Annotated in this window: 17 protein-coding genes; 9 read left to right on the top strand and 8 right to left on the bottom strand. The window is 67.9% G+C overall.

Going from position 1 to position 22,854, the window contains the following annotated elements; genetic code table 11:
* Positions 1-355: 355 nt before the first annotated feature.
* From ACWDA7_RS33180 to ACWDA7_RS33190, 3 genes are all read right to left on the bottom strand, one after another.
* Positions 356-880, bottom strand: a complete 525-nt coding sequence (locus ACWDA7_RS33180) for a PadR family transcriptional regulator (RefSeq protein ID WP_450609073.1) — start codon at positions 878-880, stop codon at positions 356-358.
* A gap of 234 nt (positions 881-1,114) precedes the next feature.
* Complete coding sequence (locus ACWDA7_RS33185; protein WP_450609075.1) at positions 1,115-2,341, bottom strand: IS30 family transposase; 1,227 nt, start codon at positions 2,339-2,341, stop codon at positions 1,115-1,117.
* Between the two features lie 98 nt (positions 2,342-2,439).
* The gene (locus ACWDA7_RS33190) at positions 2,440-3,687 is read right to left on the bottom strand and encodes an RNA-guided endonuclease InsQ/TnpB family protein (RefSeq protein WP_450609077.1); all 1,248 of its coding nucleotides are present in this window, start codon (positions 3,685-3,687) and stop codon (positions 2,440-2,442) included.
* A 179-nt stretch (positions 3,688-3,866) separates the two neighbouring features.
* Between ACWDA7_RS33190 and ACWDA7_RS33195 the strand changes: the two genes are divergently transcribed.
* The 3 genes from ACWDA7_RS33195 (at position 3,867) to ACWDA7_RS33205 (ending at position 8,533) form a co-directional block, all read left to right on the top strand.
* Entirely contained in the window at positions 3,867-4,874 is a 1,008-nt protein-coding gene (locus tag ACWDA7_RS33195) for a LacI family DNA-binding transcriptional regulator (RefSeq protein ID WP_450609079.1), read from the top strand.
* A 40-nt stretch (positions 4,875-4,914) separates the two neighbouring features.
* Positions 4,915-7,818 carry a glycoside hydrolase family 3 C-terminal domain-containing protein gene (locus ACWDA7_RS33200; RefSeq protein WP_450609081.1) on the top strand — a complete coding sequence of 968 codons (2,904 nt, stop codon included), beginning with the start codon at positions 4,915-4,917 and terminating at the stop codon, positions 7,816-7,818.
* Positions 7,819-7,963: 145 nt separating this feature from the next.
* Positions 7,964-8,533 carry a transposase gene (locus tag ACWDA7_RS33205; protein WP_450609113.1) on the top strand — a complete coding sequence of 190 codons (570 nt, stop codon included), beginning with the start codon at positions 7,964-7,966 and terminating at the stop codon, positions 8,531-8,533.
* 423 nt (positions 8,534-8,956) lie between these two features.
* Here the strand turns inward: ACWDA7_RS33205 and ACWDA7_RS33210 are convergent, their stop codons facing one another.
* Entirely contained in the window at positions 8,957-10,486 is a 1,530-nt protein-coding gene (locus ACWDA7_RS33210) for an APC family permease (RefSeq protein WP_450609083.1), read from the bottom strand.
* A gap of 359 nt (positions 10,487-10,845) precedes the next feature.
* On the opposite strand from ACWDA7_RS33210, the gene ACWDA7_RS33215 reads away from it, so the two are divergent.
* The 3 genes from ACWDA7_RS33215 (at position 10,846) to ACWDA7_RS33225 (ending at position 12,204) form a co-directional block, all read left to right on the top strand.
* Positions 10,846-11,343: a helix-turn-helix domain-containing protein gene (locus ACWDA7_RS33215; RefSeq protein ID WP_450609085.1), complete on the top strand. Its 498-nt coding sequence runs from the start codon at positions 10,846-10,848 to the stop codon at positions 11,341-11,343.
* Between the two features lie 58 nt (positions 11,344-11,401).
* On the top strand, positions 11,402-11,914 hold the full coding sequence (locus ACWDA7_RS33220; protein WP_450609087.1) for an integrase core domain-containing protein: 513 nt from the start codon (positions 11,402-11,404) through the stop codon (positions 11,912-11,914).
* 137 nt (positions 11,915-12,051) lie between these two features.
* Positions 12,052-12,204, top strand: coding sequence for a hypothetical protein (locus ACWDA7_RS33225; RefSeq protein WP_450609089.1), 153 nt, complete (start codon positions 12,052-12,054; stop codon positions 12,202-12,204).
* A gap of 278 nt (positions 12,205-12,482) precedes the next feature.
* On the opposite strand, the gene ACWDA7_RS33230 is transcribed toward ACWDA7_RS33225, so the two are convergent.
* The 3 genes from ACWDA7_RS33230 to ACWDA7_RS33240 all read right to left on the bottom strand — a co-directional run bounded on the left by ACWDA7_RS33230 (position 12,483) and on the right by ACWDA7_RS33240 (position 16,216).
* Positions 12,483-13,121, bottom strand: a complete 639-nt coding sequence (locus ACWDA7_RS33230) for a transposase (RefSeq protein ID WP_450609090.1) — start codon at positions 13,119-13,121, stop codon at positions 12,483-12,485.
* Positions 13,122-13,442: 321 nt separating this feature from the next.
* Positions 13,443-14,093: an ISL3 family transposase gene (locus ACWDA7_RS33235; protein WP_450609092.1), complete on the bottom strand. Its 651-nt coding sequence runs from the start codon at positions 14,091-14,093 to the stop codon at positions 13,443-13,445.
* A gap of 224 nt (positions 14,094-14,317) precedes the next feature.
* Positions 14,318-16,216, bottom strand: a complete 1,899-nt coding sequence (locus tag ACWDA7_RS33240) for a lamin tail domain-containing protein (protein WP_450609115.1) — start codon at positions 16,214-16,216, stop codon at positions 14,318-14,320.
* A gap of 724 nt (positions 16,217-16,940) precedes the next feature.
* Between ACWDA7_RS33240 and ACWDA7_RS33245 the strand changes: the two genes are divergently transcribed.
* From ACWDA7_RS33245 to ACWDA7_RS33255, 3 genes are all read left to right on the top strand, one after another.
* Complete coding sequence (locus ACWDA7_RS33245; RefSeq protein WP_450609094.1) at positions 16,941-17,456, top strand: hypothetical protein; 516 nt, start codon at positions 16,941-16,943, stop codon at positions 17,454-17,456.
* Between the two features lie 133 nt (positions 17,457-17,589).
* A complete protein-coding gene (locus ACWDA7_RS33250; RefSeq protein WP_450609117.1) occupies positions 17,590-17,769 on the top strand; it encodes a lamin tail domain-containing protein in 180 nt (59 codons plus the stop codon).
* A 334-nt stretch (positions 17,770-18,103) separates the two neighbouring features.
* Complete coding sequence (locus ACWDA7_RS33255) at positions 18,104-20,257, top strand: ATP-binding SpoIIE family protein phosphatase (protein WP_450609096.1); 2,154 nt, start codon at positions 18,104-18,106, stop codon at positions 20,255-20,257.
* Between the two features lie 137 nt (positions 20,258-20,394).
* Here the strand turns inward: ACWDA7_RS33255 and ACWDA7_RS33260 are convergent, their stop codons facing one another.
* Positions 20,395-22,800 carry a SpoIIE family protein phosphatase gene (locus ACWDA7_RS33260; protein WP_450609098.1) on the bottom strand — a complete coding sequence of 802 codons (2,406 nt, stop codon included), beginning with the start codon at positions 22,798-22,800 and terminating at the stop codon, positions 20,395-20,397.
* Between the last annotated feature and the right edge of the window lie 54 nt (positions 22,801-22,854).

The following is a 22,854-nucleotide window of genomic DNA, read 5'->3' on the forward strand; positions in this document are numbered from 1 at the left end:
TACCGAGCGCGGGTGGTGTAGCCGCAGCCGGTCTCCGGGCAGGCCAGGCGCCGACGGTTCAGGGCCACGTCCACGATCACGCGGTCGTCGCCGAACGACACGTCGGTCACACTCACGCCGGGAAGGTCCAGGAGGCGATTGAATGCAGTGGTAACGCGCACGGCGCTGGCTCTCCGGCAGGTCAGGACGGTCTTCGACAACCCCCGAACCCTACGGTCCACCCCGTGCGCGTCCTACATTCCACCGCCCCCGACAGGATCGTCCAACCCGGTCAGCGCTTTGACGCCGAGATCCCCTCCACGCGCCCACACACATGCCGGGAGAGCCGCTTCTACGAGGAAGCCTTCGTCCGAACTCATGAGCGGACCTCCGCTGTCAGGGCGGCGAGCCGCGCCACGGTCTGGTCGATCCACCGCAGATCGGCCTCCAGGTGGTACACGCCGTGGTCGGCGAGCAGCGAGTCGATCGTGCTGCCACTCCGGCGCAGTTCGGTCAGCTCCCGCATCCGCTCCATGTGGGCGGCGCGCTGGATGTCGAGGTACGCGCGGGGGTCGCGCTCCAGCAGCAGGGCCAGTACGACCTTGGTGAACAGCACCGTCTGCAGGTGCGGTTCACCCGCGACCGGCTCGGTCAGCCAGGTCTCGACCTGCGTGACCCCCAGCTCCGTGATCACGTAGCGCTTGCGGTCCGGCCCCGACCCGGGCTCACTCTCGCCGACCTCGACCTTCCCATCACGGGCGAGGCGGCCCAGGGTCGAGTAGACCTGCCCGGCGGGGAGCGGCTTACCCCGACCGAAGTAGATGTCGTAGTCGCGCTTGAGGTCGTAGCCGTGGCTCGACTCCCGTTCCAGGAGTCCAAGGAGCGCCAGAGGAACAGTCATACCCCAGTGTCTACACTCAGTATCTAGTCAACGTCAACGGGTGGGCCGCCTGGGTCGATTGGCTGGGATTACTTGAAGGCTCCCCTCCCTCCAGGCGCATTCCATAGATCGTTGCAGCATGAGATGGTCGCCGATGCCGCTCTTCCATTCGAACAAGGGCGGGCGGGCTTCGGCGGTCAGTCTTGGCTTCTCATCAAGACATGGCGGCGGGGCATGTTACCGCGCCGCCGCGTGTCAGCTGGTGGCCAGAAGGGCGGCCATCCGTTCGGCCGGGGTTGCCCAACCCAGCACTTCGCGGGGCCGTTCGTTGAGTTCGGCGGACACTGAATCCAGGTCGATGCGAGTGAAGACGGATAGGTCGGTGCTCTTCGGAAAGTACTGCCTCAGAAGGCCGTTGGTGTTCTCATTGGTGCCTCGCTGCCAAGGACTGGCAGGATCGCAGAAGAAGACCGGAACACCCGTGGTCTTGGTGAACTGCTGATGATGCGCCATCTCCCCACCTTGGTCCCATGTAACCGATCGCCGCAATTGCGCGGGGATCTCCATCATGGCGGCCGTCAGCGCTTCCCTCATAGCGACCGCACCCTTGCCGGGCAGATGCAGGAGTTTTGTGAAGCGAGTGGTTCGTTCCACCAGCGTGCCGATGGCAGAGCCCCCGAGGTTCGGCCCGGTAATCAAGTCGCCTTCCCAATGTCCGGCAACAAGACGATCGTCAGCCTCCGTCGGACGCTCCTTGATCATGACCATCCCCCTGATGGAGGCGGAGGACCGATGGTGGCGTGCCATCGAGCGAGGCCAGCGCCGGTGTCGACGCGTCCGCAGCACCCTCTTCGCTTCGCACTGGAGCAGGTTCCCGCCGGCATAGAGGGTCCGATAGATGGTCTCCACTCCAATTCGCATGTCTTCTCTGTTTGGATACTTGAGGCGCAACCACTGCACGATCTGCCGAGGGCTCCATTTCTTGTCCAGGAGGGACTGGATGACGGTCCTCAGTTCCCCGTGGCTATCGATTTTCCGAGCTTTGGGGCGTGGTCGGCGAGCAGTCGCACGCCTCTGTGCCGAGTGGGGCCGATAAGTGCCATTCGCGTTCCTGTTCCGTCGGATCTCCCGGCTGACGGTCGATGGGCTCCTACCGAGGGCAGCAGCAATGACACGGATCGACCGGCCCTCTCGCAGCAGATCACTGATGAGGCCACGTTCTTCGTCGTTCAGGTAGCGAGATTTCCCCGATGCAAGGTCACATGTGGCAGGTTCCCTGAACTCGGGCAGGGGGAGCCGGGCCATATTGCTGCTGCTGGCAGCCCTGCCATTGACCCAGACCTTCCCCGTTCTGTAGCTGACCCCGACAGCGTGACTAGCTTCTTTGATTCCCACGCCCTCTCGAACGAGCTCGACGAACTTTCGTCGCGCCTGTACACGGGCTGTCCCCCCTGGCTTGCTGCCACGGTGGTACTCGAACATGCAACACACCTATCTACCTGTGGTGTTGCTACGACCGTGGGAAAGCAGTTGAAGGGAGGGGATTCTCCACCCTCCAGGGCTGAGCGGGGATTTACGGCTCAGGCCGCCTCTGGGTCCACCGGACCAGGAGGTCTTACGCCCTCAGCACCGTCCGGGTTCCAACCTGCCCGGACCAGCATCACGCGGGCGGAGTTCTTGTCCCTGGGGGACACGGCTGCGCACACGGTGCAGGCATACGTTCTCATCGAGAGAGGGGGTGCGTGCTTGGTTCTCGCTGCGCACCGCGCACAGTCCATCGTGGTGTGCGCCGGGTGCACCAGACGGACGTCTCGCGCGTGTTTGCGGCCCATCTCGAGCAGGGCACGCTTGGTCGCGGCGATCGCGGCGATCGCGGCGATCGCGGCGATCGCGGCATCGGCCGCCTTGCGGGCCATGGTGGTCTTCGCGAGGAACCTCGGCCGGAAGTCCTCCACCGCAACCCCGTCATGGCCGCGCATCACACCCTTGGCCCACTTGCGGGCGGTGTCCTCCCGCTGCCTCGCGATCTTCTTGTGCAACTTCGCTGCCTGCGCCTGCGCCTGCCGGTAGCCGGCGGATGCGGGCTGTCCCTTCGGCCGGCGCCGCCGGGCCATCATCCGCTGGTACCTCGCGAGCCGCTGCGCGGCCCGCTTGCCGTACTCGCCATGCGGAAGGTCGTAAGCGTCGTCCGTGGTGGTGGCGGTCTCCTTCACACCCCAGTCCACCCCGAGCACGCGCCCCGTGCGGGGGAGCGGTTCGCACTGCGCGGCGGCGACGAAGGACACGTACCAATGTCCGAGCGTGTCCCGGTACACGCGCACACTGGACGGGTCCGCAGGCAGCTCCCGCGACCACACCACCGTCAGGACGATCCCGCCCGCCAGGTGCAGACGACCGTCATCAACCCGGAAGCCCCGTCGGGTGTAGTTCAGGCTCGGCCGCGCCTCCCGCTTCTTCTTCCACCGGGGCATCCCCGCCCGGCGATGCGTCGCAACCCGGTCCCTGATGTCCTTGAGGGCCTTGGCGCGAGCCTTGGCGAAGTCGCGTATCACCTGCTGCTGAGGCACGCTCGCGCCCTCAGCCAGCCACGGCATCCCCCTGCGGGCCTCGGTCAGCATCTTGTCGAGCTGAGCTTGACCGCACGTCAGCTTCTCGCCTGTTGCCCTGGCCTGCACGTGGACCTGTTTGGACTTGGCGACGCATTCGTTCCAGATCCAGCGGCAGCGGTCCCACTCGGCTTCGAGCCGGCGCCGGGCCGTCGCGGACAGGCGCACACGGAAGGTGTACCGGGCATGCCCGGTGTCCTTTGTGGCCGCTGCTGTCGTCATGCATCCGAACCTACCTGGGAGGACTGACAGTTGAGAGTTCTCGATCATCGTGGGCGACATCACCGCCGTGCGGGGTGGACACCGGATCGCCCTGACGGCGATCCGGCTATCCCTGCCCTGCTCCGCAGGAGTCCGATTCCTCCCCGGCCTGAAGGCCGGGGCATCCTCGGAGGAACCCGGTGAAGATCACGGACGTGGCGCGGCACGCGGGTGTCTCTCCCAGCACCGTCTCATACGCCTTGAGCGGCAAGCGCCCGATCTCCGAGGAGACCCGACAGCGCATCGAGGCGTCCATCCGCGAGCTGGGCTACCGCCCGCACGCCGGCGCCCGGGCGCTGGCCAGCAGCAGGTCGAACGTCCTGGCGCTGGTGATCCCGCTACGCTCCGGGATCCACGTCCCGGTGGTCATGCAGTTCGCGGTGTCGGTGGTGACCACGGCACGGAGGCACGACCACGACGTGCTGCTACTCACCCAGGAGGAGGGCGAGGACGGGCTGCGCAGGGTCGCGGACACCGCGCTCGTGGACGCGTTGATCGTCATGGACGTACAACTCCACGACCCCCGTCTGCCACTGCTGCGCACCCTCGACCGGCCCTCCGTGATGATCGGGTTCCCCCAGGACCCGACTGGCCTGACCTGCATCGACCTCGACTTCAAGGCGGCGGGCGAGCTGTGCGTGGAGCGGATGGCGGGGCTCGGCCACCGGGTCGTGGCGCTGGTCGGGTCGCCGCCCGAGGTCTATGTGCGGCAGACGGCGTTCGCCCAGCGGGTGGCGCAGGGGTTCACGGCCGCCGCCGACCGCAACGGGCTCACCTCGTCCATCCACCCGTGCGAGGCATCACCCGCCGCCGCCCGCCGGATCGCCGAGCAACTGATGTGCGAACAGTCCGGGTTGACCGGGGTCGTCGTGCACAACGAGGCGGTTCTGGAGCCGCTGATCGACGCCTTCGAGCAGCTCGGTCTGCGGGTCCCCGGCGACCTGTCCATCACCGCCATCTGCCCCGACGAACTCGCCGAGTCCCTCCGCGTCCCCGTCACCTCGGTCGCCCTGCCGTCCGCCGAGCTAGGCGCGCGGGCCGTGGAGCTGCTGATGAAGAAGCTGGACGGCACGGCCGTACCCGAAGCGACGCTCCTGCCGCCCCGGCTGACGGAACGCGCGAGCACGGCGCCGCGCAATGCGCCCTGAAGTTCCTCATGTGCAAGGCACTGACCGAAGGAGCCGTGACATGCAGAAACCCACGAGGAGAAAAGGAACCACGCTCGTCGTCGCGCTCGCACTCGTGGCCGGCCTCTCGGCCGCCGTCCCAGCCGGCGCGGACGACCCCGCGTACCCCTTCCGCAACCCGAACCTCCCCGTCGACAAGCGCGTCGACGACCTGCTCTCCCGTCTGACACTCGACGAGAAGATCTCCCTCCTCCATCAGTACGAGCCAGCGATCCCGCGCCTTGGCATCCAGGCGTTCCGCACCGGCACCGAGGCCCTGCACGGCGTGGCCTGGCTCGGCAAAACGACCGTGTTCCCGCAGGCGATCGGACTCGCCTCCACCTGGGACCCGGCGCTGATCCGGCAGGTCGGCTCGGCGGTCGGCGACGAGGCGCGCGGCTTCCAGCAGCAACGCCCGGCCGGCTGGGGCCTCAACCTGTGGGCGCCCGTGGTGAACCTGCTGCGCGACCCGCGCTGGGGCCGCAACGAGGAGGGGTACTCTGAGGACCCCTACCTCACCGGCTCGATCTCCACGGCGTACGGCACCGGCCTGACCGGCGGCGACCCGAACCACCTGAAGACGGCTCCGACGCTGAAGCACTTCCTCGCCAACAACAACGAGTTCCAGCGCGACACTACGTCCTCCGAGCTGCGTCCGCGCGTGCTGAAGGAGTACGACGAGCAGGCCTTCAAGCCGGCGATCAAGGCGGACGCGGCCACCGGCGTGATGTCGTCGTACAACCTCGTCAACGGCCGCCCGGACACGGTGAACCCGGCCCTGGACGACACCGTGCGCACCTGGACCTCGCAGGACCTGCTGAACGTCACCGACGCCTTTGCACCGGGCAATCTCGTCGGCAGCCAGAAGTACTACGGCACGCAGGCCGAGGCGGACGCCGCCGCGCTGAAGGCGGGCATCGACAGCTTCACGGACAACGACACGGACTCCGGGCCGACGACAGCCGCGATCAAGTCGGCATTGTCCCAGGGCCTGTTGAAAGAGTCGGACCTCGACGAGGCCGTGGGACATGTGCTGAACGTCCGCGTCCGCCTCGGCGAGTTCGACCCGGACGGCGGCACGTACGGGTCCATCGACGCATCTGTCATCGACAGCGCGGCCCACCGGAAGCTGGCGCGCGAGGCAGCCACCGAGGCTTCGGTACTCCTGAAGAACGACGGCGTGCTGCCGCTGAGGAAGTCGGGCAGCGCGGCCGTGGTCGGCCCACTGGCCGACACCCTGTACACCGACTGGTACTCGGGCACCCTTCCCTACGCGGTGACGCCCAGGGACGGCATCGCGTCGAAAGTCGGCACCTCCGTGGCGAGCAGCGAGGGCGTGGATCGGATCGCGCTGAAGGACACGGCGACCGGGAAGTACGTCACGGCCGGCACGGGCGACGCGGGCGCTGCGCTGAAGGAGACCACGGACTCGGGGCCCGGTTCTCAGTTCGACGTGTTCGACTGGGGATCGGGCATCGTCACACTCCGCTCGGCCGCCAACGGAAAGTACGTCGGCTACAACTGGTCGAACTTCGTCAACGACCAGACGCAGCCGAACGGCTGGTTCGTGCAGCAGCAGTTCAAGCTGGAGCGGCAGGACGACGGGACGTACCTGCTGCGGTACGCCGGCTACGAGACCGGCGAGTCCTGGTGGTCGAACCCGGTCTACCTCGGCCCGGCCGGCGACGACGCCACGCTCGGCCTGGTCGACAAGGCCAAGGCCGCGCACTACACGAAGGACATCGTGCGCAGCGGCGTCGACGAGGCGGTCGCCGCGGTCAAGGGCAAGGACACAGCGGTGGTGGTCGTGGGATCGATGCCCTCGATCAACGGGCGCGAGGCCCACGACCGTACGGACATGGGGCTGGCCGCGTCGCAGGAGGCCCTGGTCAAGGCGGTCCACCGGGCCAACCCCCGAACGGTGGTGGTCGTCGAGAACAGCTACCCCACGACTCTCGACTCCCTGCAGAAGGAGGTCCCGGCCCTGCTGTGGACGACGCACGCAGGCCAGGAGACGGGCAACGCACTGGCCGATGTGCTGTACGGCGACGCCAACCCGGCGGGCCGCTTGACGCAGACCTGGTACAGGTCGGAGTCCTACCTGCCGTCCATCCTGGACTACGACATCATCAAGGCCGAGCGCACGTACCAATACTTCAAGGGACAGCCGCTGTACCCGTTCGGGTACGGACTGTCGTACACGAACTTCCGCTACGGCGATCTGAAGCGGGTCGACGGGGGGTACGAGGTGTCGGTGACGAACACAGGCAGCCGGGCGGGCGACGAGGTGGTGCAGCTGTACGTCCATCAGCGGGTGTCACGTGACAAGCAGCCGCTGAAGCAGCTCAAAGCGTACGCGCGGGTGTCGCTGAAGCCGGGCGAGACGAGGATGGTACGGCTGAAGCTGCGGACCTCGGACCTGGCGCACTGGGACGTCACCCGATCGAAGTGGGTCGTGGAGACGGGGACGTACGACGTGATGGTGGGCGCGTCGTCGGCGGACACCCGCGCACGTACGTCGCTCACGGTTCGGGGCGAGACGATCCCGCCCCGTGACCTGTCGAAGGCGACCCGCGCCGAGAACTTTGACGACTACGACGCGATCAGCCTGGTGGACGAGTCAAAGGCGCGCGGAACGGCGGTGGCCGCGACGGCCGACGGGGCGTGGCTGAAGTTCGCGGACGCACACCTCGGCTCAGGCGCGTCGACGCTGACCACCCGGCTGGCGGGCGCCTCCGGCACGCTGGAGGTGCGCCTCGGCTCTCCCACCGGCACGTTGGCCAGCAGGGCGCACTTCGAGGGCACTTCGTCGCCGTACACGTACAAGGCGGTGACGGCCGCGCTGACGGCCGCGGCGAAGGGCCGCCGGGACGTGTACCTGGTCCTGAGCGGAGGCCTTCGCCTGTCGACGTTCAGTCTGCGCTGACGAGCACGGTGTCGATCGCGTACCGGCTCAGCCGAGGCCCCCAGGCACGCCCGAGCCGGTACGCGGCACACAGGTTCACATCGAGGGCCATCTCGGTGCCCACATCGATCAAATCCACCAGTCCGGGAGCCGCTTGCGCGACACGATGTCCTTGCCGCGACCCGCACTACGCTCACGGACCTGCCGGGCCTGGGCACGGTGCCGGCAGCAACCCGACGTCGAGGAAGATGCCGTAGAACCCGGCTGGGTCGCGGGTGCTGCTGGCCGTGAGTTGTATGTCCCGGAGCATTCGTGGTTCGCCGACCGGGAGCGGTGTGCGGAGGCCGGCGTGCCTGCGGAGGCGGTCTTCCGGACTCGCCCGCAGCAGGTCGCGGTCATGATCGAGCGAGCGCTGAAGGCCGGGGTGCCCTTCGCCTGGTTCGCGGCGGACGAGGAATTCGGCCAGAACCCGGGATTGCGCGCCTGGCTTCAGGAGAACCGGGTCGTTTATGTGATGGGTGATCCGAAGAACACCGAGTTCACGACTGCGGACGGCGACAGCGTCGTGATCGAGAAGGCTGCGGGGAACCTAAGGCCAAGCGCCTGGCAGCGGCGTGCATGCGGAATCGGCGCCAAGGGTTTTCGCGTGGGCGCGCGCCACCAGCACCACGTTGGACGCCACCCGCCACAGCAGGTCCGCACCTGTCGCGGCGGCGGGTATCTCAACCGAGAGTGATCGTTTGGTTCGTGCTGGGCAGCATGGTTTCGCTCGGAGTGAGGAAGGGATGCGGCGTCTTGTGTCTGCTTCGTGGTCGAGGAGTGCGCGCTGGCGTCGATGCCGGCGATGCTGGAGGAGCGGGAGGCGACTGCCCATGTGCGGGTGGAGGGCAGGTCGACGCCCGATGCAGTTCGCTTGGGCGAGAGACAGCATGTGACGCATATCCAAGCCGTTGGAGGCCGCGTCCGCCCTCGTCCGTTTCGGTAGCGCGGCCAATGAAGTCCGGCTCGGCGGCGCGCAGGAATTCGTCGTGCGGCTGGATGGCCGAGCTCTTTCCAGTATCGCCAGGGGTGCTGACGGGGGCCCCCCTGGCTGAGCCGGGCGGAGGCGCTGGGAGTAGGACGGTCCCAGTACCCACCACGGTTGTCGAGATCCCGCGTGCTACTCCTTGACGGCAGCTGAAGTGCGGGTCGGCTTGCCCAGCGCCCAGAAGAGCACGCCGAGGAGCATGAACCCGACGAGCGGGGCGGCCTCCGTGAGCAGGTACTTCCAGCGCTCGCCGTAACTCCAGCCGTTCGGCGCATAGTCGGAGCCGAACCATTGGTCACCGAGGCCCGGGGCGACCAGCTGCACGCTGGCGAACAGGACGAGCAGGGTGAGCACCACGCTGATCGTGCGGGGGAAGGGTGCCTTGTACGGGCGGGGGACGGCCGGGGCCTTGCGGCGCAGTACCGCGAGTGCCGGGAAGATGCCCAGGTAGCTGACGAGGGTGGTGGAGACGGCGAGGCCGAGGACGGCGCCGAAGAGCTTTGCGGCGCTGCCGTTGGTCAGTTCGTGGGCCAGGACCAGGACGCCGGTGGAGACCACCCCGCTGAGGATGTTGACCCGTACCGGGGTGCCGAACCGGCTGGAGATGACGCCGAGGAAGCGGGGTGCGGCGCCGTCATAGCCGGAGACGGCGAGGGCGCGGTCGGAGCCCATGACCCAAGTGACGCCTGAGGACAGCACCGTGAGGATGAACATGATCGCGGCGAGGTCCCCGAGCAGACTGCCGGCGCCGCTGAGCGTGGCGGTGCCGTCGGCGGCGACATGGCCGCCGTACACGGTGAAGACCTGCCGGATCGCGTCGATGAATCCGCCGAGGCCGGTGATGGCCTTGACCGGCAGAACGAGCAGGATTCCGAGGATCGGCAGCGCGTACAGCAGAACGGCGAGAACGGCGCTGCGGAAGATGGCGAAGGGCACGTCCTTCTGGGCGTTGGTCATCTCGTCGCCGGCGGTGTTGGGCAGCTCGAAACCGACGTAGTTGAACATCAGGACGGGCACGAGGCCGACGAATCCCGCGTAGGTCGGGGAGAAGTCGCCGAACCCGAATCCGTGCAGGCCGTGCTGGACGCCGTACACCACGACGGTGACGGTAAACAAACCGAGGAGGATGAATCGGCTCCAGGCGCCGATAGTGGGAATCCACTTGCCGACGTCGAAGGAGAGGATCGCGGCGAGCACGCCCACCCAGACGAACACAAGGGTGAAGGCGTAGAAGGCCGGGGTGCTCAGGTCCTTCCCGTCGTTGAAGAAGGTGGTGTAGGCGGTGACGGCGGAAACGGAGAGCGTGCCGCCGAGCCACACAGGATTGGTGATCCAGTACAGGAAGTTGTTGACCGCACCGGCGAGTCGCCCGAAGGCCCGGCTGGTCCAGATGTAGGGACCACCCTCGTCGGGGAGGGCGGCCCCGAGTTCGGCGGTCAGCAGCGCCGAGGGCACGAAGAACACGACGGCCAGCACAATGAGCCAGGTGAACGCCTCGGCACCGGACGAAGCCACGGTGCCGATGGTGTCCACCCCGACGATGGTGCACAGGAGGAAGAAAAGGATGTCGAAGCGGCCGAAGTGCTTGCGCAACTTCTGCCGTTCCGTTCGGGCTGCTGCCGGCGCGTCGGCCAGCTCGGAGGTTATTTGGCCAACGGCCACCGGAAGCTCCTGCGTGTTCGCGGTATGAGTGGGATCCGGCCAATGATCTGCCGCCGCCGTAAAGCCCACAAGCCTTCGTATCCAAGACTTGACCACTACTTCTACGCCGGAACACAACGGAAACCGCACCGAAACCTGGGAATGACAGCGCAGTGAGCCTTTCCCCGTAATAGATCATTATGTTGTGTGATCATTCAGAATGGGGCGGTCGTACTCGAGTTGGAGCAGGACGAGCGCTGCTGCGGCGATCTTCGTGATGCGGCTGGGGTCGAGGCTGACCCTGTGGGGTGCCAGAAGTAACGCATAGCCTTTGAACAGGCACTTTGCAGCCCCGCTCGATCATGGCAGGGTCGGGCTGCATGGCGCTGCGCGTGCTCTACCTGGTCTTCCTGAGGCTTCTCGGACTGCTCCTGCTGTTGTCGCGGTCGGAGGAGGCCAAGGACGTCGAACTGCTCGCGCTGCGTCACGAGGTCGCGGTGCTGCGCCGCCAGCTCGGCGTCCGGCCGCGCCTTGCCTGGCCGGACCGCGCCGTGCTTGCGGCTCTGGCCCGGCACCTACCGGGCAGGCTGCGCCGGCACCGCCTGGTTAGCCCCGGCACCTTCCTGGCCTGGCACCGGCGTCTGCTGCGCTGGAAGCGGAAGCAGAAACCCGCGCGCACCGGCCGACCGCCGATCCCGGAGGAACTCACCGCCCTGATCCTGCGCCTGGCCAGAGAGAACCCCGCGTGGGGCTCGACTCGCATCCAGGGCGAGCTGCGCCGCCTCGGCCACCGGGTGGGGGCCTCGACCATCCGGCGGACCCTCCGCAGAGCCGGACTCGGCCCAGCACCCGGCCGCCGCGCCACCCACGTGGCGTGAGTTCCTCCGCGTCCAGGCCTCGGGGCTACTGGCGGCGGACTTCTTCCACGTCGACACCGTGATCTTGAAGCGGCTGTACGTACTCTTCGCCGTGGAGGTCGGCACCCGCACCGTGCAGGTCCTCGGCGTCACCGCCCACCCGACCGCAGCGTGGGCCACCCAGCTCGCCCGCAACCTTCTTGCCGACCTCGGCGACCGGGCCTCGGGCTTCCGCTTCCTGCTGCGCGACCGCGACACCCGCTACACCGAGGCGTTCGACGCGGTCTTCACCGCTGACAGCATCGAGATCCTCAAGACCGCGCCGCAGGCGCCACGGATGAACGCCCACGCGGAGCGGTTCATCCGCACCGCACGAGCCGAGTGCACCGACCGGCTGCTGATCTACAACGAGCAGCACCTTCGACGCGTCCTCGCCGAGTACGCCGGGCACTACAACTCCGGACGGCCGCACCGGGCCCTGCAGCTCCGGGCTCCTGCCGACGACCCGGACGTCATCCCGTTCCCGGCCCAGCGGATCCAACGCCACGACATCCTCGGCGGACTGATCCATGAGTACCGCAACACCGCCTGATAAAGATCACGAAATCTGACGGAGCAGCAGGTCAGCGCACATGCAGGGCTTTTGGAACCCTACAGGGCTCCGACAGGCTTGTCCCTGGCGGGTACCTCATGCCATCCGGAGTCGTCGGCACGGACCTCGGCAGAACCTTGAACCTGCACGAGCCGGGCACTGTCAGGGCTCTGCTCGACGCAGCCCTGAAACGCGGTTGGCGTACCGAGGATCCCGTGACCGAAGAGATCGACGGCTGGAGCATCTTCGATGAGGTGGTCCAGCACCGCAGCGCGACTTTGCCCGACTGAGCTGTCCGTATGGCGGCCGGTTCTGATTCGTCCGCGCTGCCGATCAACCCTTCAGTGGCAAGCGGTCAGGGTCCAGAGTCACCCCGCAGCCGAAGCACGGCCGGATTGTCGGCGACGGGTGATGGGGCCGCTGCCGATGGGCTGTGAGCTGCGTCCGGCGTCTACAGGCCGAAGGCGGTCCCGGGACAGGCACTCTCGGCAACGGGTGAAACGAGGTTCTGGATCACTTTCCGTGCCAGAGCCACGGAGGGTCACCGAAACCGCGATCATGAACGGCCTCACGCTGCGAGGAGGACTCGTTTGCGCAGGAGGTCGAAGTTGGCGCGGCCGAACATCTGCCGTTTCAGCATCTTGATCTTGTTGTTGTGTCCCTCGACCGCGCCGGAACTGTAGGGCAGGCTCAGGCCGGCGACCACGGCGTCGCGGTCCTGGCCCAGGCCGTTGACGAAGGTGTGGAGGGCGGGCAGGTCGTCGCTACGGACGTCTTTGATCCACTGGTTGAGTCGGCAACCCTGGCGGTTGTTCATCAACTCCGCGAAGGTGCGGACGTGGACGGCGGCCCGATCGAGCTCGGGGCAGCGCGCGACGATCTCCTTGAGCCGCTGGGCCTGGTCGGTGCCCAGGTGGTCGGGGTGCCTGGTGATCCAGCTGGTCACATCCCGGACGGAAGGCGGCTTGCGGGGCGGAGCTGCCTGAGGAAGGGCGTCGCGGATCTGACGGACGTAGCGTCTGACGACCGTGATGCCGCCTGGGTAGCCGCGCTCGCGAAGTTCTTGGAACAGCTGGGTGGCGTTGGTGTGGCCCTCCTGCCATCGCTGGTGGAGGTAGGGCTTGTGGGGATCGAGGATGCTGGTACGGCCGGTCCACTTGCCGACCAGCAGCTCATCAGGGCTCGCAGCGTGGGCGAGGCGGCGCACGGTGTTGCGGGCCAGGCCGAGCCGGCGGGCGATGGGCCGCTGCCCGAGGCCCTGGTCCAGCAGGGCGTGGACGTCCCTGTGCTGTTCACGGACGCGGTCCGAGAGCCGTCCGGACCGGCGGGGCTCGTCAGACGGCGTGGCCGTCAGGTGGGCGGTGTCCGGCAGCGGGATGGTGTCCGTCGGCGTCTGGTCTGAGGGTTCTCGCAGCAGAGCCCGGTGGCCGATGACAGTCTTCTCGACGGCCTCGACGAGGTTGTGCCAGATATGCCAGCGATCAGCGACATGGACAGCGTCCGGTGCTCCGAGCCGTCCGGCCTCGGCCTAGGCAACGGACCGATCGCGGCAGATCACCTCGACCCCGGGATGGTCGGCGAGCCACGCGGCCACCGTCTCCACCGTCCGGTCGGGCAGCAAATCGACCGGCCGACGCGTCTCGATGTCCACCAGGATCGTGCCGTAGACATGTCCCTTGCGCAGCGCGAACTCATCCACCCCCAATACCCGCGGCGTCTTGGACGCAGGCTCGGGCAGCGTGCGTATCAACCGCAACAGCGTGGATCTGCTCGCAGTGACCGCGAGCACGCGGGCCAGGCGGGCGCCGGCCCGGCCCGCCAGCATCAGCGCCACCTGCTCCAGCACCGCCTGCAAACCGACGCTTCGCCGCCCGTAGCGGAAGGTCAACCCCTTGATCTGCTCGACGAACGTCGCTTGCGGGCAATGCTGTTCGCGGCAGCGGAAACGGCGGACGCGTAATTCGATCACCACACGGCGGCCACCGGCCTCACGGTCGGCGAGCCGCCGTACGTACCCACTGTGCACACGGCTCGATGCCACCCCACACCCCGGACACCCCGCCTGCTCCGCGACAGCGCGAGCCCGTACGATCACGAACTCGCCGTCCAACAGCACGTCTTCGATCAGTACACCTTCGACCTGGTGGCGCCACAGGTCGGCCAGGACTACATCACCCACGGCCGTTCATGATCGCGGTTTCGGTGACCCTCCGTGGCTCTGGCACGGAAAGTGATCCAGAACCACGATTCAGCCGTTGCCGACAGGCACGACGAAGCTCCTGGCGGTCAGCGGGTGGTCTTGGTCGTCACCCCGTCTGCCAGGAGCTTCATCGCTGCGTACTGCTTGGACGCCTCACCTTGGAGGCGGCCCCGTGCGTGAGCCGTCTCCCGTGGTCGGCAGGATCAGCAGGGGAAGGTGCCGCTGTAGATAGCGTGTCCGTAGGAGGAGCTTCCGGAGCCGAAGCCGTAGATGCCGTCGTCGCTCCAGACCGCCTCGCGGAAGCCGGTGACGCAGGTCGACGTTGGTGCGATCGCGAAGCCCTCCAGGTTGTTGGTTGGCATGACGGCCGGGTTCGTGTAGGTCACGTCCGGAACGATCGCGCCGCTGGCATTGACCTTCATGAAGGTGTGCGTCTCGCCGCAGGTGTTGTCGCAGGTCGCGATGATGCGCTGGGTTCCGGCGTCGAACGTCACATCCATCATGGAGACCTTGCCGGTCGCGATCGTGCCGAACGTGGTGAACGTGCCGTCGGAGTTCAGGCCGTAGACATGCAGCGTGCCGTCCCACTCCAGGCCGGCGAAGAACAGGCCCGACCCGTGCAGCGGGTAGTTCGCAGGGTTGTAGGCGGCGCCGGTGAGCGGGTCGACCCAGCCGTTCGCGGTCAGCCAGCTGTCCGGTACGTAGCCGACGCCCTCGAAGCCCAGGTTGGCGTCGTCCTTGCTGCCGGTGTTGAGCTGCGGGAACTGCGAGGTCATGTCCCACTGGTGGATCGGCGTCAGCGTCGATCCGGTCGCGGCCGGGTCGAACTCCATGATCGTGTCCTTGGGGACCGTGTTGTTGGAGTTGTCACGCTCGGAGGTCACGTAGATGTGGCCGTTGGCGCCGACCGTCAGGCCCTCGGAGTCCGGCTGGCCGGTGCCGCCGGCGAAACGGATCTGCTTGCCGGTCGCGCTCCATGACGCGTCCGGGATCCACTTGCCGTTGCTCTTGACCAGCTTGTACAGCCAATTCTTGTTCTTGGCGGCCCACAGCACCGACGGGTTCGCCGGGTCGAACGCCAGGCCGCTCAGGTCCCGGCCTTCAGGGCCGGTGGACGTGGTGAACGCGCAGACGTTGTCGGCGATCGTGACGTCCAGCCCGCCCGGCCACGTCAGGGTGCCCGCCGGGGCGGAACCCGTACCGGAGGGCGCCTCGGGGGTGCAGCCGCTGGTGAGCGAGCCGCCGCCACCCAGCAGCTGACCGCCACCACCGCCGGTACCACCGCCACCGCTGCTGCCCGAGCAGGAGTTCGCGCTGCCGAGCGTCGCGGTCGTGGAGGTCTGGAACCAGCCGGTGCCGTTGGTGCAGCGCTCGTCCGACGGCTTGGCGCCATCGGTCGCCCAGGTCACCGAGTCGACGGTGTTGCCGTTGCTGTCGAGGAGGAAGACCGAGTCGTTGTCGCCCAGCCCGAGGGTGGAGTTGAACGTGACGTAGCCTCCCGCGGGGATGCTGGTCGCGCTCGGCGAGGAGGACGAGATCGGGACCGAGGAGTGGGTGGTGTCATTGTCGACGTACTTCCACGACCCGATGCTGACCGCGCTCGTTCCGCCGTTGTACAGCTCCACGGTGTCCGCGCCGTCCGAGGTGACCTCGTTGATCCGCACCCGGCTCGCTGCCGGTATCGACGACGGGCAGCCCGAGGCGTTCGAGGCGCCGAACGTGGACGCCGCGGTCGTGGTCACCCACGCCCCGGTGCCGTCGCCGCCGCAACGCGCCATCGCTGGCTTCGCCCGGTTGGTGGCCCACTCAACGCGGTCGACCACCGTGCCGCTGGCTGTGTAGATCACCAGCTTGTCCGAATCACCGAGCCCCTTGGGCGAGTTGAAGGTGACGAAGCCGCCTGCCGGGATCGTGCCGGAGGACGGGCTGAACGTCTGCGGCGAGAAGCTGTCGTCGGACATCTTCCAGCCACTGATGCTCACTGCAATCGAGCCGGTGTTGTACAGCTCCACCGTGTCGCTGTTCGAGGAGGTGACCTCGTTGATCCGAACATTCTGGTAGCCGGCCGGGTCCGCGGCAGCCGCAGGCTGAGCGGCAACCATCCCTGTCACGAGCAGTCCTGAAAGCGTCAAAGCAGCGGCGCATACGGAGGTGACGCCGGCACGCGAGTGTGAGGTAGACACGAGGCGGAACTCTGGCGCCACGATCTTGAAACGGCGCGTACTGCAGCTGAATGCCACCTGCTAGCCACCGGAACGCCAGGTGCGCATCGCCACTTCGCGATGCGACAGCTCCGCCGAAAACGGTCAAGAACACTGCCCTGGACTGCACGGTCCGACGCGACGGTGCACCGCCCTGCCCACGCGGCACTGCCGCTCGACACTCAAGTCCCCTGCGCCGCCGACAGGGACGTCCGCCTGCGCAGGACCCGTCGCCGCAGTCGGCACAGTGCCACGCCCCTGCTCCCGCTCCGGCCCGACAGCCCCTCTCACGAAGCGGCTGAGCATCGAACGCGCCCTGGAAGAAGACGCCGCAAGGAGCAACTTGAGCTGTTTGAATGGTTCAGCGCCTGGCCGCTGTCCATGAGACGACCGGGGTGCAGAGACCACCTTTCCTGCGGACTGGCCTCTGTTGTTGGTCTGAATGGCGCCCAACTCTGCGACGAAACATGGGACTTCGGAAAGCCTTGGTCAGGCGGAGGTAAGGATTGCGCAGGTCGCTTCTTGTTCATCCAACGGGTCTACTCGCATAGATGCGGGTGGTGGTGTCATGCCGTCAGCCGCCCGGCACCCCACTGTCCGGGCCGACCCTGCGGGAGATCTCCATATGCGTCGCTTCACCGCCACCACCTGCGCCCTGGCCCTCGCGGCCGCCGGTCTGATCGCCGCCTCGGCGGGCACCGCCCAGGCCTCGACCTGTTCCCACGCCTACCTGCCGCTGCCCGACTCCTCCTGTACGCCCGGCGCCTACAACCCGGACGTCACCCAGTCGAACATCCACAGCACCATCTGCGTGTCCGGCTGGACCGCCACCGTCCGCCCCCCGACGTCCTACACCAACCCCCTCAAGGCCCAGGGCATCATCGACTACGGCTACTCCGACACCAACATGGCCGACTACGAGGAAGACCACCTCGTGCCCCTCGAGCTCGGCGGCGCGCCCCGTGACCCCGGCAACCTGTGGCCCGAGCCCTACTCCGGCTCGCAGACCGCGCACTCCAAGGACGGAGTGGAGACGAAGCTGAAGAACGCCGTCTGTGCCGGCACCATCACCCTGTCCTCCGCCCGCAGCGCCATCAAGAACAACTGGACCACGGCCCTGCAGGTCACCGGAATCGGCTGACCCTGCGAGCCGCCGGGGCATCAAGACCACACGCGCTGGATGCCCCCGGCAACAAGTATCGAGTTCGCTGTGCCCGCCCCGCCCCGCTCCTTGCATGCGGGGCGGGCACTGCAGTCTGCCTGGCTGATCGCACGTGAGCGGGCGCATCCACACCGGCATCGGCCGCGACACCCGCACCGACCTCTACCAGGACCGCCGTGCCTACGCGTGGAACAACGACTCCGACACTGCCACCCTGCGCAACGAGCGCGGCCGTACCATCGACACCGCCTCCTGTGGGCGCCGCCGCTGGCCGACCCCCGTGTGCCGGTGACCCTCCCATCCTGGGGGCCATCGGCACACCTGCTCCATCCGGCGGTGCACGGCCCCCCTCTCGCGGGGGCGGCGCGCCGCCGACGCGTTCCCGCCGCTCGGCTGGGGCACGAACCCGGACATCGTCGATGGACGACTCCGCTACGACATGCTCACTGACATCCGGCCCGGATGATCAATGCGTGGGTTGTGGTGCCGCCTGGTACCCGCGGTGATCGGGGTGCCCGGGATCTGCGCGCGTTTCGGCGCTGTGGCTGGACCACGTGCGCGCGCTGGGCCTGGCCACCTCGAACTCTGACGGGCTCTGCGCGCCGGTGCGGCGTAACGTCGTTTTTGTGGGCTTCACTGCGGACAGTCTTGTGTCCCGTGCCGCGCGTGAGGTCAGCCTGCGAGCAGACCAGCTGATCCATGATGTGGAGCGGTCCTTGCAGCGTGGAGTTCCCGAGGTGTGGGAAGACCCGGGCATCGCCCGCATGACGGTGGAGAATGTCGCCGAGCACGTTCTCGCGGCCTTGGCCGGCCTGGCGGACGGCGTCGAGCCGGGCCGGATCGAAACGCCGGCTGCTGACCCTGACCGCGCGGCTCGGCTTGCTCGCCATGGGACGCCCCTGAGCGTGATGCTGCGGGCCTTCCGGCTCGCGCAGGGTGTCATCGTCGACCGGCTACTCGAAGAGATGCCCCGGCTGACCGAGGATGCCGACTTGATCAGCGCAGCGGCGCGCAAGCTGATCGTGACGATGACCGGTTACGTCGACCGCATGTCGGAGCAGGGCGTGGTGGTCTACCAGGGGGAGCGGGACCGGCGACTGCAGTGGCGGCTGTCGATGGTGAACGAGGCGGGCATGCGCATCGGCACCACTTTGGACATCGCCCGCACCGCACAAGAACTGGCGGACCTCGCCACCGAGCGTTTCGCCGACCTCGTCACCGTCGACCTGCTCGACTCCGTGCTGCACGGAAACGACACCCCGGTGGACGGCCCTCTGACACTCCGGCGGGTCGCCGAGCGGTCGGTGGTGGAGGGCGACCCGGCATCGACGATCCGGCCGCAGCAGCTCCACATCCCTGCGGAGGGTTCGCCACCGGCTCGCGCCCTGATCACCGCACAGCCCTCTCGGCACGTCGGCCCGGCAGCGCCCGGTGATGTCGTCGGCGGTGACCAACTGGCCCACTCGACGCTGGTGGTGCCGTTGCGGGCACGGGACTCCACGCTGGGCGTAGCGCAGTTCATCCGGCACCGCAACCCGAACCGCTTTGATGACGAGGACCTGCTCCTCGCCCAGGAGATCGCCGCCAGGGCGGCGGTGGCCGTCGACAACGCCCGCCGCTACACGCACGCGCGTGCCACCGCCCTTACCCTGCAGCGCAGTCTGCTCCCGCAGCACCTCGCAGAGCAGTCGGCCGTGGAGATCGCCTACCGCTACCTGCCCGCGGGGGCCCTGGCCGGCGTGGGCGGCGACTGGTACGACGTCATCCCGCTGTCCGGAGCCCGCGTCGCCCTGGTGGTGGGGGACGTGGTCGGACACGGCATCCACGCCGCTGCCACCATGGGGCGGCTGCGGACCGCCGTGCGCACCCTGGCCGACATCGACCTGCCGCCCGACGAACTCCTCACCCACCTGGACGACGTTGTCATCCGTCTGTCCGCCGAAGCCTCCACAGACCCGACCATCGAAGCGGCCGGGGACATCGGCGCCACCTGTCTGTACGCCGTCTACGACCCCGTTTCCCGCCAGTGCGCCCTCGCCCGCGCGGGGCATGTGCTGCCCGCCCTGGTGAGCCGGGGCGGAACCGCCGACCTCCTCGACCTGCCGGCCGGACCGCCGCTGGGTCTGGGCGGCCTGCCTTTCGAGGCGGCGGAGTTCGACCTACCCGAAGGCAGCCTCCTCGCCCTCTACACCGACGGCCTGATCGAAGCCCGCGACCACGACATCGAAGCGGGTGTCGCCCTGCTCCGCCAAGCCCTCGCCCAGCCCGCTCCCTCCCTGCAAGCCACGTGCGACACCGTGCTCGAAGCCTTGCTACCGGCTGATCGACCGCACGACGATGTCGCCCTGCTTCTGGCCCGCACCCACGCCCTTGGAGCTCGCCAGGTCGCCAGCTGGGAGGTGGATGCCGACCCCGTCTCCGTGTCCCGGGCCCGAGCGAACGTCGCCCGACAGCTGAGCAGTTGGGGCCTGGAGGAACTTGAGTTCCCCACCGAACTGATGGTCAGCGAATTGGTCACCAACGCCATACGCTACGGCCGCCCTCCCATAGGGCTGCGCCTGATCCGCGACCGTGCCCTCGTGTGCGAGGTCTCCGACGCGAGTAGCACCACTCCTCACCTGCGTCGGGCCCGCACCTTCGACGAGGGAGGACGGGGCCTGCTCCTGGTCGCCCAAATCGCCGAGCACTGGGGAACACGCCACGCCCGGCAAGGCAAGACGGTCTGGGCCGAGCTGAGCGAGGAGGCGTCCGCTGGATTCCCGACCTGGGACTCCCTGTAGTTCAACGACGCTCAGAGCCCTGCAGGAACCGGAGACGCGCACAAGCGATCACAGGGGAAGACACGGTCGGGAGGCAGCGCGCCAACGACTTGCAGCGCACAGCTGGACATCGTGTCGACCCTGACCTCTGATCGTGATCAGGGGGGACACTCGATGTGCTGCTCGGACCAGATCGTCTTGCAGTTCTGCCCGTGGCGGCAGCCCCAGCGCGCGCCGAGCTGAGCAACGAGGAACAGACCGCGTCCTCCCTCGTCGGTGGTGCGGGCACGCCGCAGGCGGGGCTGGGTGCTGCTGGAGTCGGTGACCTCGCACACCAGTACATTGTCGCGGATCAGACGCAGCTCCGCCGGCGGACGACCGTAGCGGATGGCATTGGTCACCAGTTCGCTGACGATGAGTTCGGTGGTGAAGAGGAGGTCGTCCAGCCCCCACAGGGTGAGTTGGCGAGTTGTCCATTCTCGAGCCTTGGAGACGGCGGCAGGATCGGCCGGGATCTCCCAGTGAGCGGTGTCCTGCGCCGGTACGGCGCGAGTACGGGCCAGCAGCAAGGCCGCGTCGTCGCACGACACTTGGTCCACCAGGCCGGCGAGGAGGGCCCGACCGGTTTCATCCAGGGCACGGTCCGGACGGCAGGACGCGGCGAGGGCATCGATCAGGCGTCGCACGCCGTGGTCGATGTCGCCATCGCCTTGTTCGATCAGGCCGTCGGTGTAGAGGGCGAGGATGCTGCCCGGCTCGAGGTCGAGCGTGGTGGTCTCGTACGGCATGCCGCTGACGGAGAGTGGTGGCCCCGGTGAGATCCCGACGGCTTCGGCGGTCCCGTCGGGCCGGACCAGGACAGGGGGAGGGTGCCCGGCACTGGCGATGGCGCAGCGCCTGGTGACCGGGTCGTAGACCGCGTACAGGCAGGTGGCGCCGATGGTGTCGTGGTCGCCGGGTGGGGCTTCGGCCGCGAGGCGCTGGACCAGGTCTGCGATCCGGGTGAGCAACTCGTCCGGCTCCATTTCGAGGTCGGCGAGCGTTTGGATGGCGGCGCGCAGGCGGCCCATGGTGGCACTTGCGGGCATGCCGTGGCCGACCACGTCTCCGGCGACAAGGGCTAGCCGGAGAGAGGGCAGAGCGATGGCGTCGTACCAGTCGCCGCCGATGTCGGCCCCGCCGCCTGCGGGCAGGTAGACGCCGGCGGTCTCGGCTGCCGGGGTGTCGGTCGTGGCCGGGGGAAGGAGGCGCTGCTGCAGTGCCACGGCCGCCCTGTGCTCGCGCGTGTAGCGGCGGGCGTTGTCGATGGCGAGCGCACCCCGTGAGGCGATCTGCGTCATGAGATCCGCCTCGTCCTCGGTGAACGGGTCGGATCGGCCGGTGCGGCAGACCACGATGTAGCCGAGGGTGAGGCCGCGGGCGTACAGCGGCGCCACCATCACCGTATGGGCGTCCTTCGGGAGAACGGACTTGGCCAGTTGCGGGCCGCCCATCAGGGCGGTGAAGCCGTCACGGCTATAGACGACTGTCTTGCCGTGTTGGGAGCTGCGTAGGAGGGGGTGGTCGGACAGGGGTGGGACGGGGTCGCCGCACCTGATGCCGGACGGCCACGCGGCGGTGGTCGGCGCCAGGGCCGCAGTGTGCAGATGGAGATCTCCACCGCCCAACTGCTTGGGCGGTTCGTCTCCGTCGAGCACGGACTGCGCAAGGACGACTGCGGCGAGATCCCCGAACGCGGGTACGAGGACGTCCGCAAGGTCTTGCGCGGTGCGCACGACATCCAGGGACCTTCCCACCTGCTCGGCCACCTCTCGGGCGAGATCCAGATTACGGCGGCCGCGCAGCGCGTCGGTGCTGTCGATGTACAGGGCTGCGACCCCTGTGGGGCGTCCTTGTGCGTCCTCCAGACGGAAGGCGGACAAACACAGGGCGTGACGGCGCGCCGGATCGTGCCGCCAGCTCACTTGCTGGTTCTGGCGGACCACAGGGGCGCCCGTCTCGAGCACCTGGCGCAATACCGCCTCGAGGTTCTCGGCGTCCTCGGCGCACAGCACGTCGCACAGCCGAGTGCCGGGTTGTACTGGACGGTCGTCGAGAGTGCCCGGCGTGGCGTTGGTTTGCACAGTGGCGAGATCCATGTCGTGCAGAGCGATCGTGATCCGGTTCTGTGAGGACAGCGCGCGCAGGAGCGCTGCGCCCTGCTCGTGGTCGGCGACGTGGTGGGTAGGCGCCGCGAGAATGAGGAAGTCCTGCGAGTCGTCCACCTCGATGGTCCGGAAAGTGACATCGATCATGGTGCCGCACTGGTGCCGCAGTCGTGCCCGGCCGGATGCCGGCATCTGCGTGGCACTGCGCAGGTCCTCGGGAAGGTCGGCCACCAGTTCCTGTACAGGGTGGCCGCAGACCTCCTCGGCGGTAACCCCCGTCAGGTCCTCTGCTGCCCTGCTCCACCGCACCACCGAGCCTCGGTTGTCGAGCACGGCGGCTGCCAGGCCGTCGAAGGTGTGCGCCCTGCCGATGGCACCAGAACCGATCGACTGGGCATTGTTTGCATATGCATTCATTTTCTACCCTTCCCTCCGCGCGTCCGCAGCGACGTTGGCGGCGCCTTCAGCTCG

This window comes from Streptomyces sp. NPDC001156 (assembly GCF_053598275.1).

Coding starts and splice junctions, on each gene's coding strand:
- ACWDA7_RS33180 (WP_450609073.1), bottom strand. CDS start 880: ATGACTGTTCCTCTGGCGCTCCTTGGACTCCTGGAACGGGAGTCGAGC.
- ACWDA7_RS33185 (WP_450609075.1), bottom strand. CDS start 2,341: ATGTTCGAGTACCACCGTGGCAGCAAGCCAGGGGGGACAGCCCGTGTA.
- ACWDA7_RS33190 (WP_450609077.1), bottom strand. CDS start 3,687: ATGACGACAGCAGCGGCCACAAAGGACACCGGGCATGCCCGGTACACC.
- ACWDA7_RS33200 (WP_450609081.1), top strand. CDS start 4,915: ATGCAGAAACCCACGAGGAGAAAAGGAACCACGCTCGTCGTCGCGCTC.
- ACWDA7_RS33205 (WP_450609113.1), top strand. CDS start 7,964: ATGTCCTTGCCGCGACCCGCACTACGCTCACGGACCTGCCGGGCCTGG.
- ACWDA7_RS33215 (WP_450609085.1), top strand. CDS start 10,846: ATGGCGCTGCGCGTGCTCTACCTGGTCTTCCTGAGGCTTCTCGGACTG.
- ACWDA7_RS33240 (WP_450609115.1), bottom strand. CDS start 16,216: ATGGTTGCCGCTCAGCCTGCGGCTGCCGCGGACCCGGCCGGCTACCAG.
- ACWDA7_RS33245 (WP_450609094.1), top strand. CDS start 16,941: ATGCGTCGCTTCACCGCCACCACCTGCGCCCTGGCCCTCGCGGCCGCC.
- ACWDA7_RS33260 (WP_450609098.1), bottom strand. CDS start 22,800: ATGAATGCATATGCAAACAATGCCCAGTCGATCGGTTCTGGTGCCATC.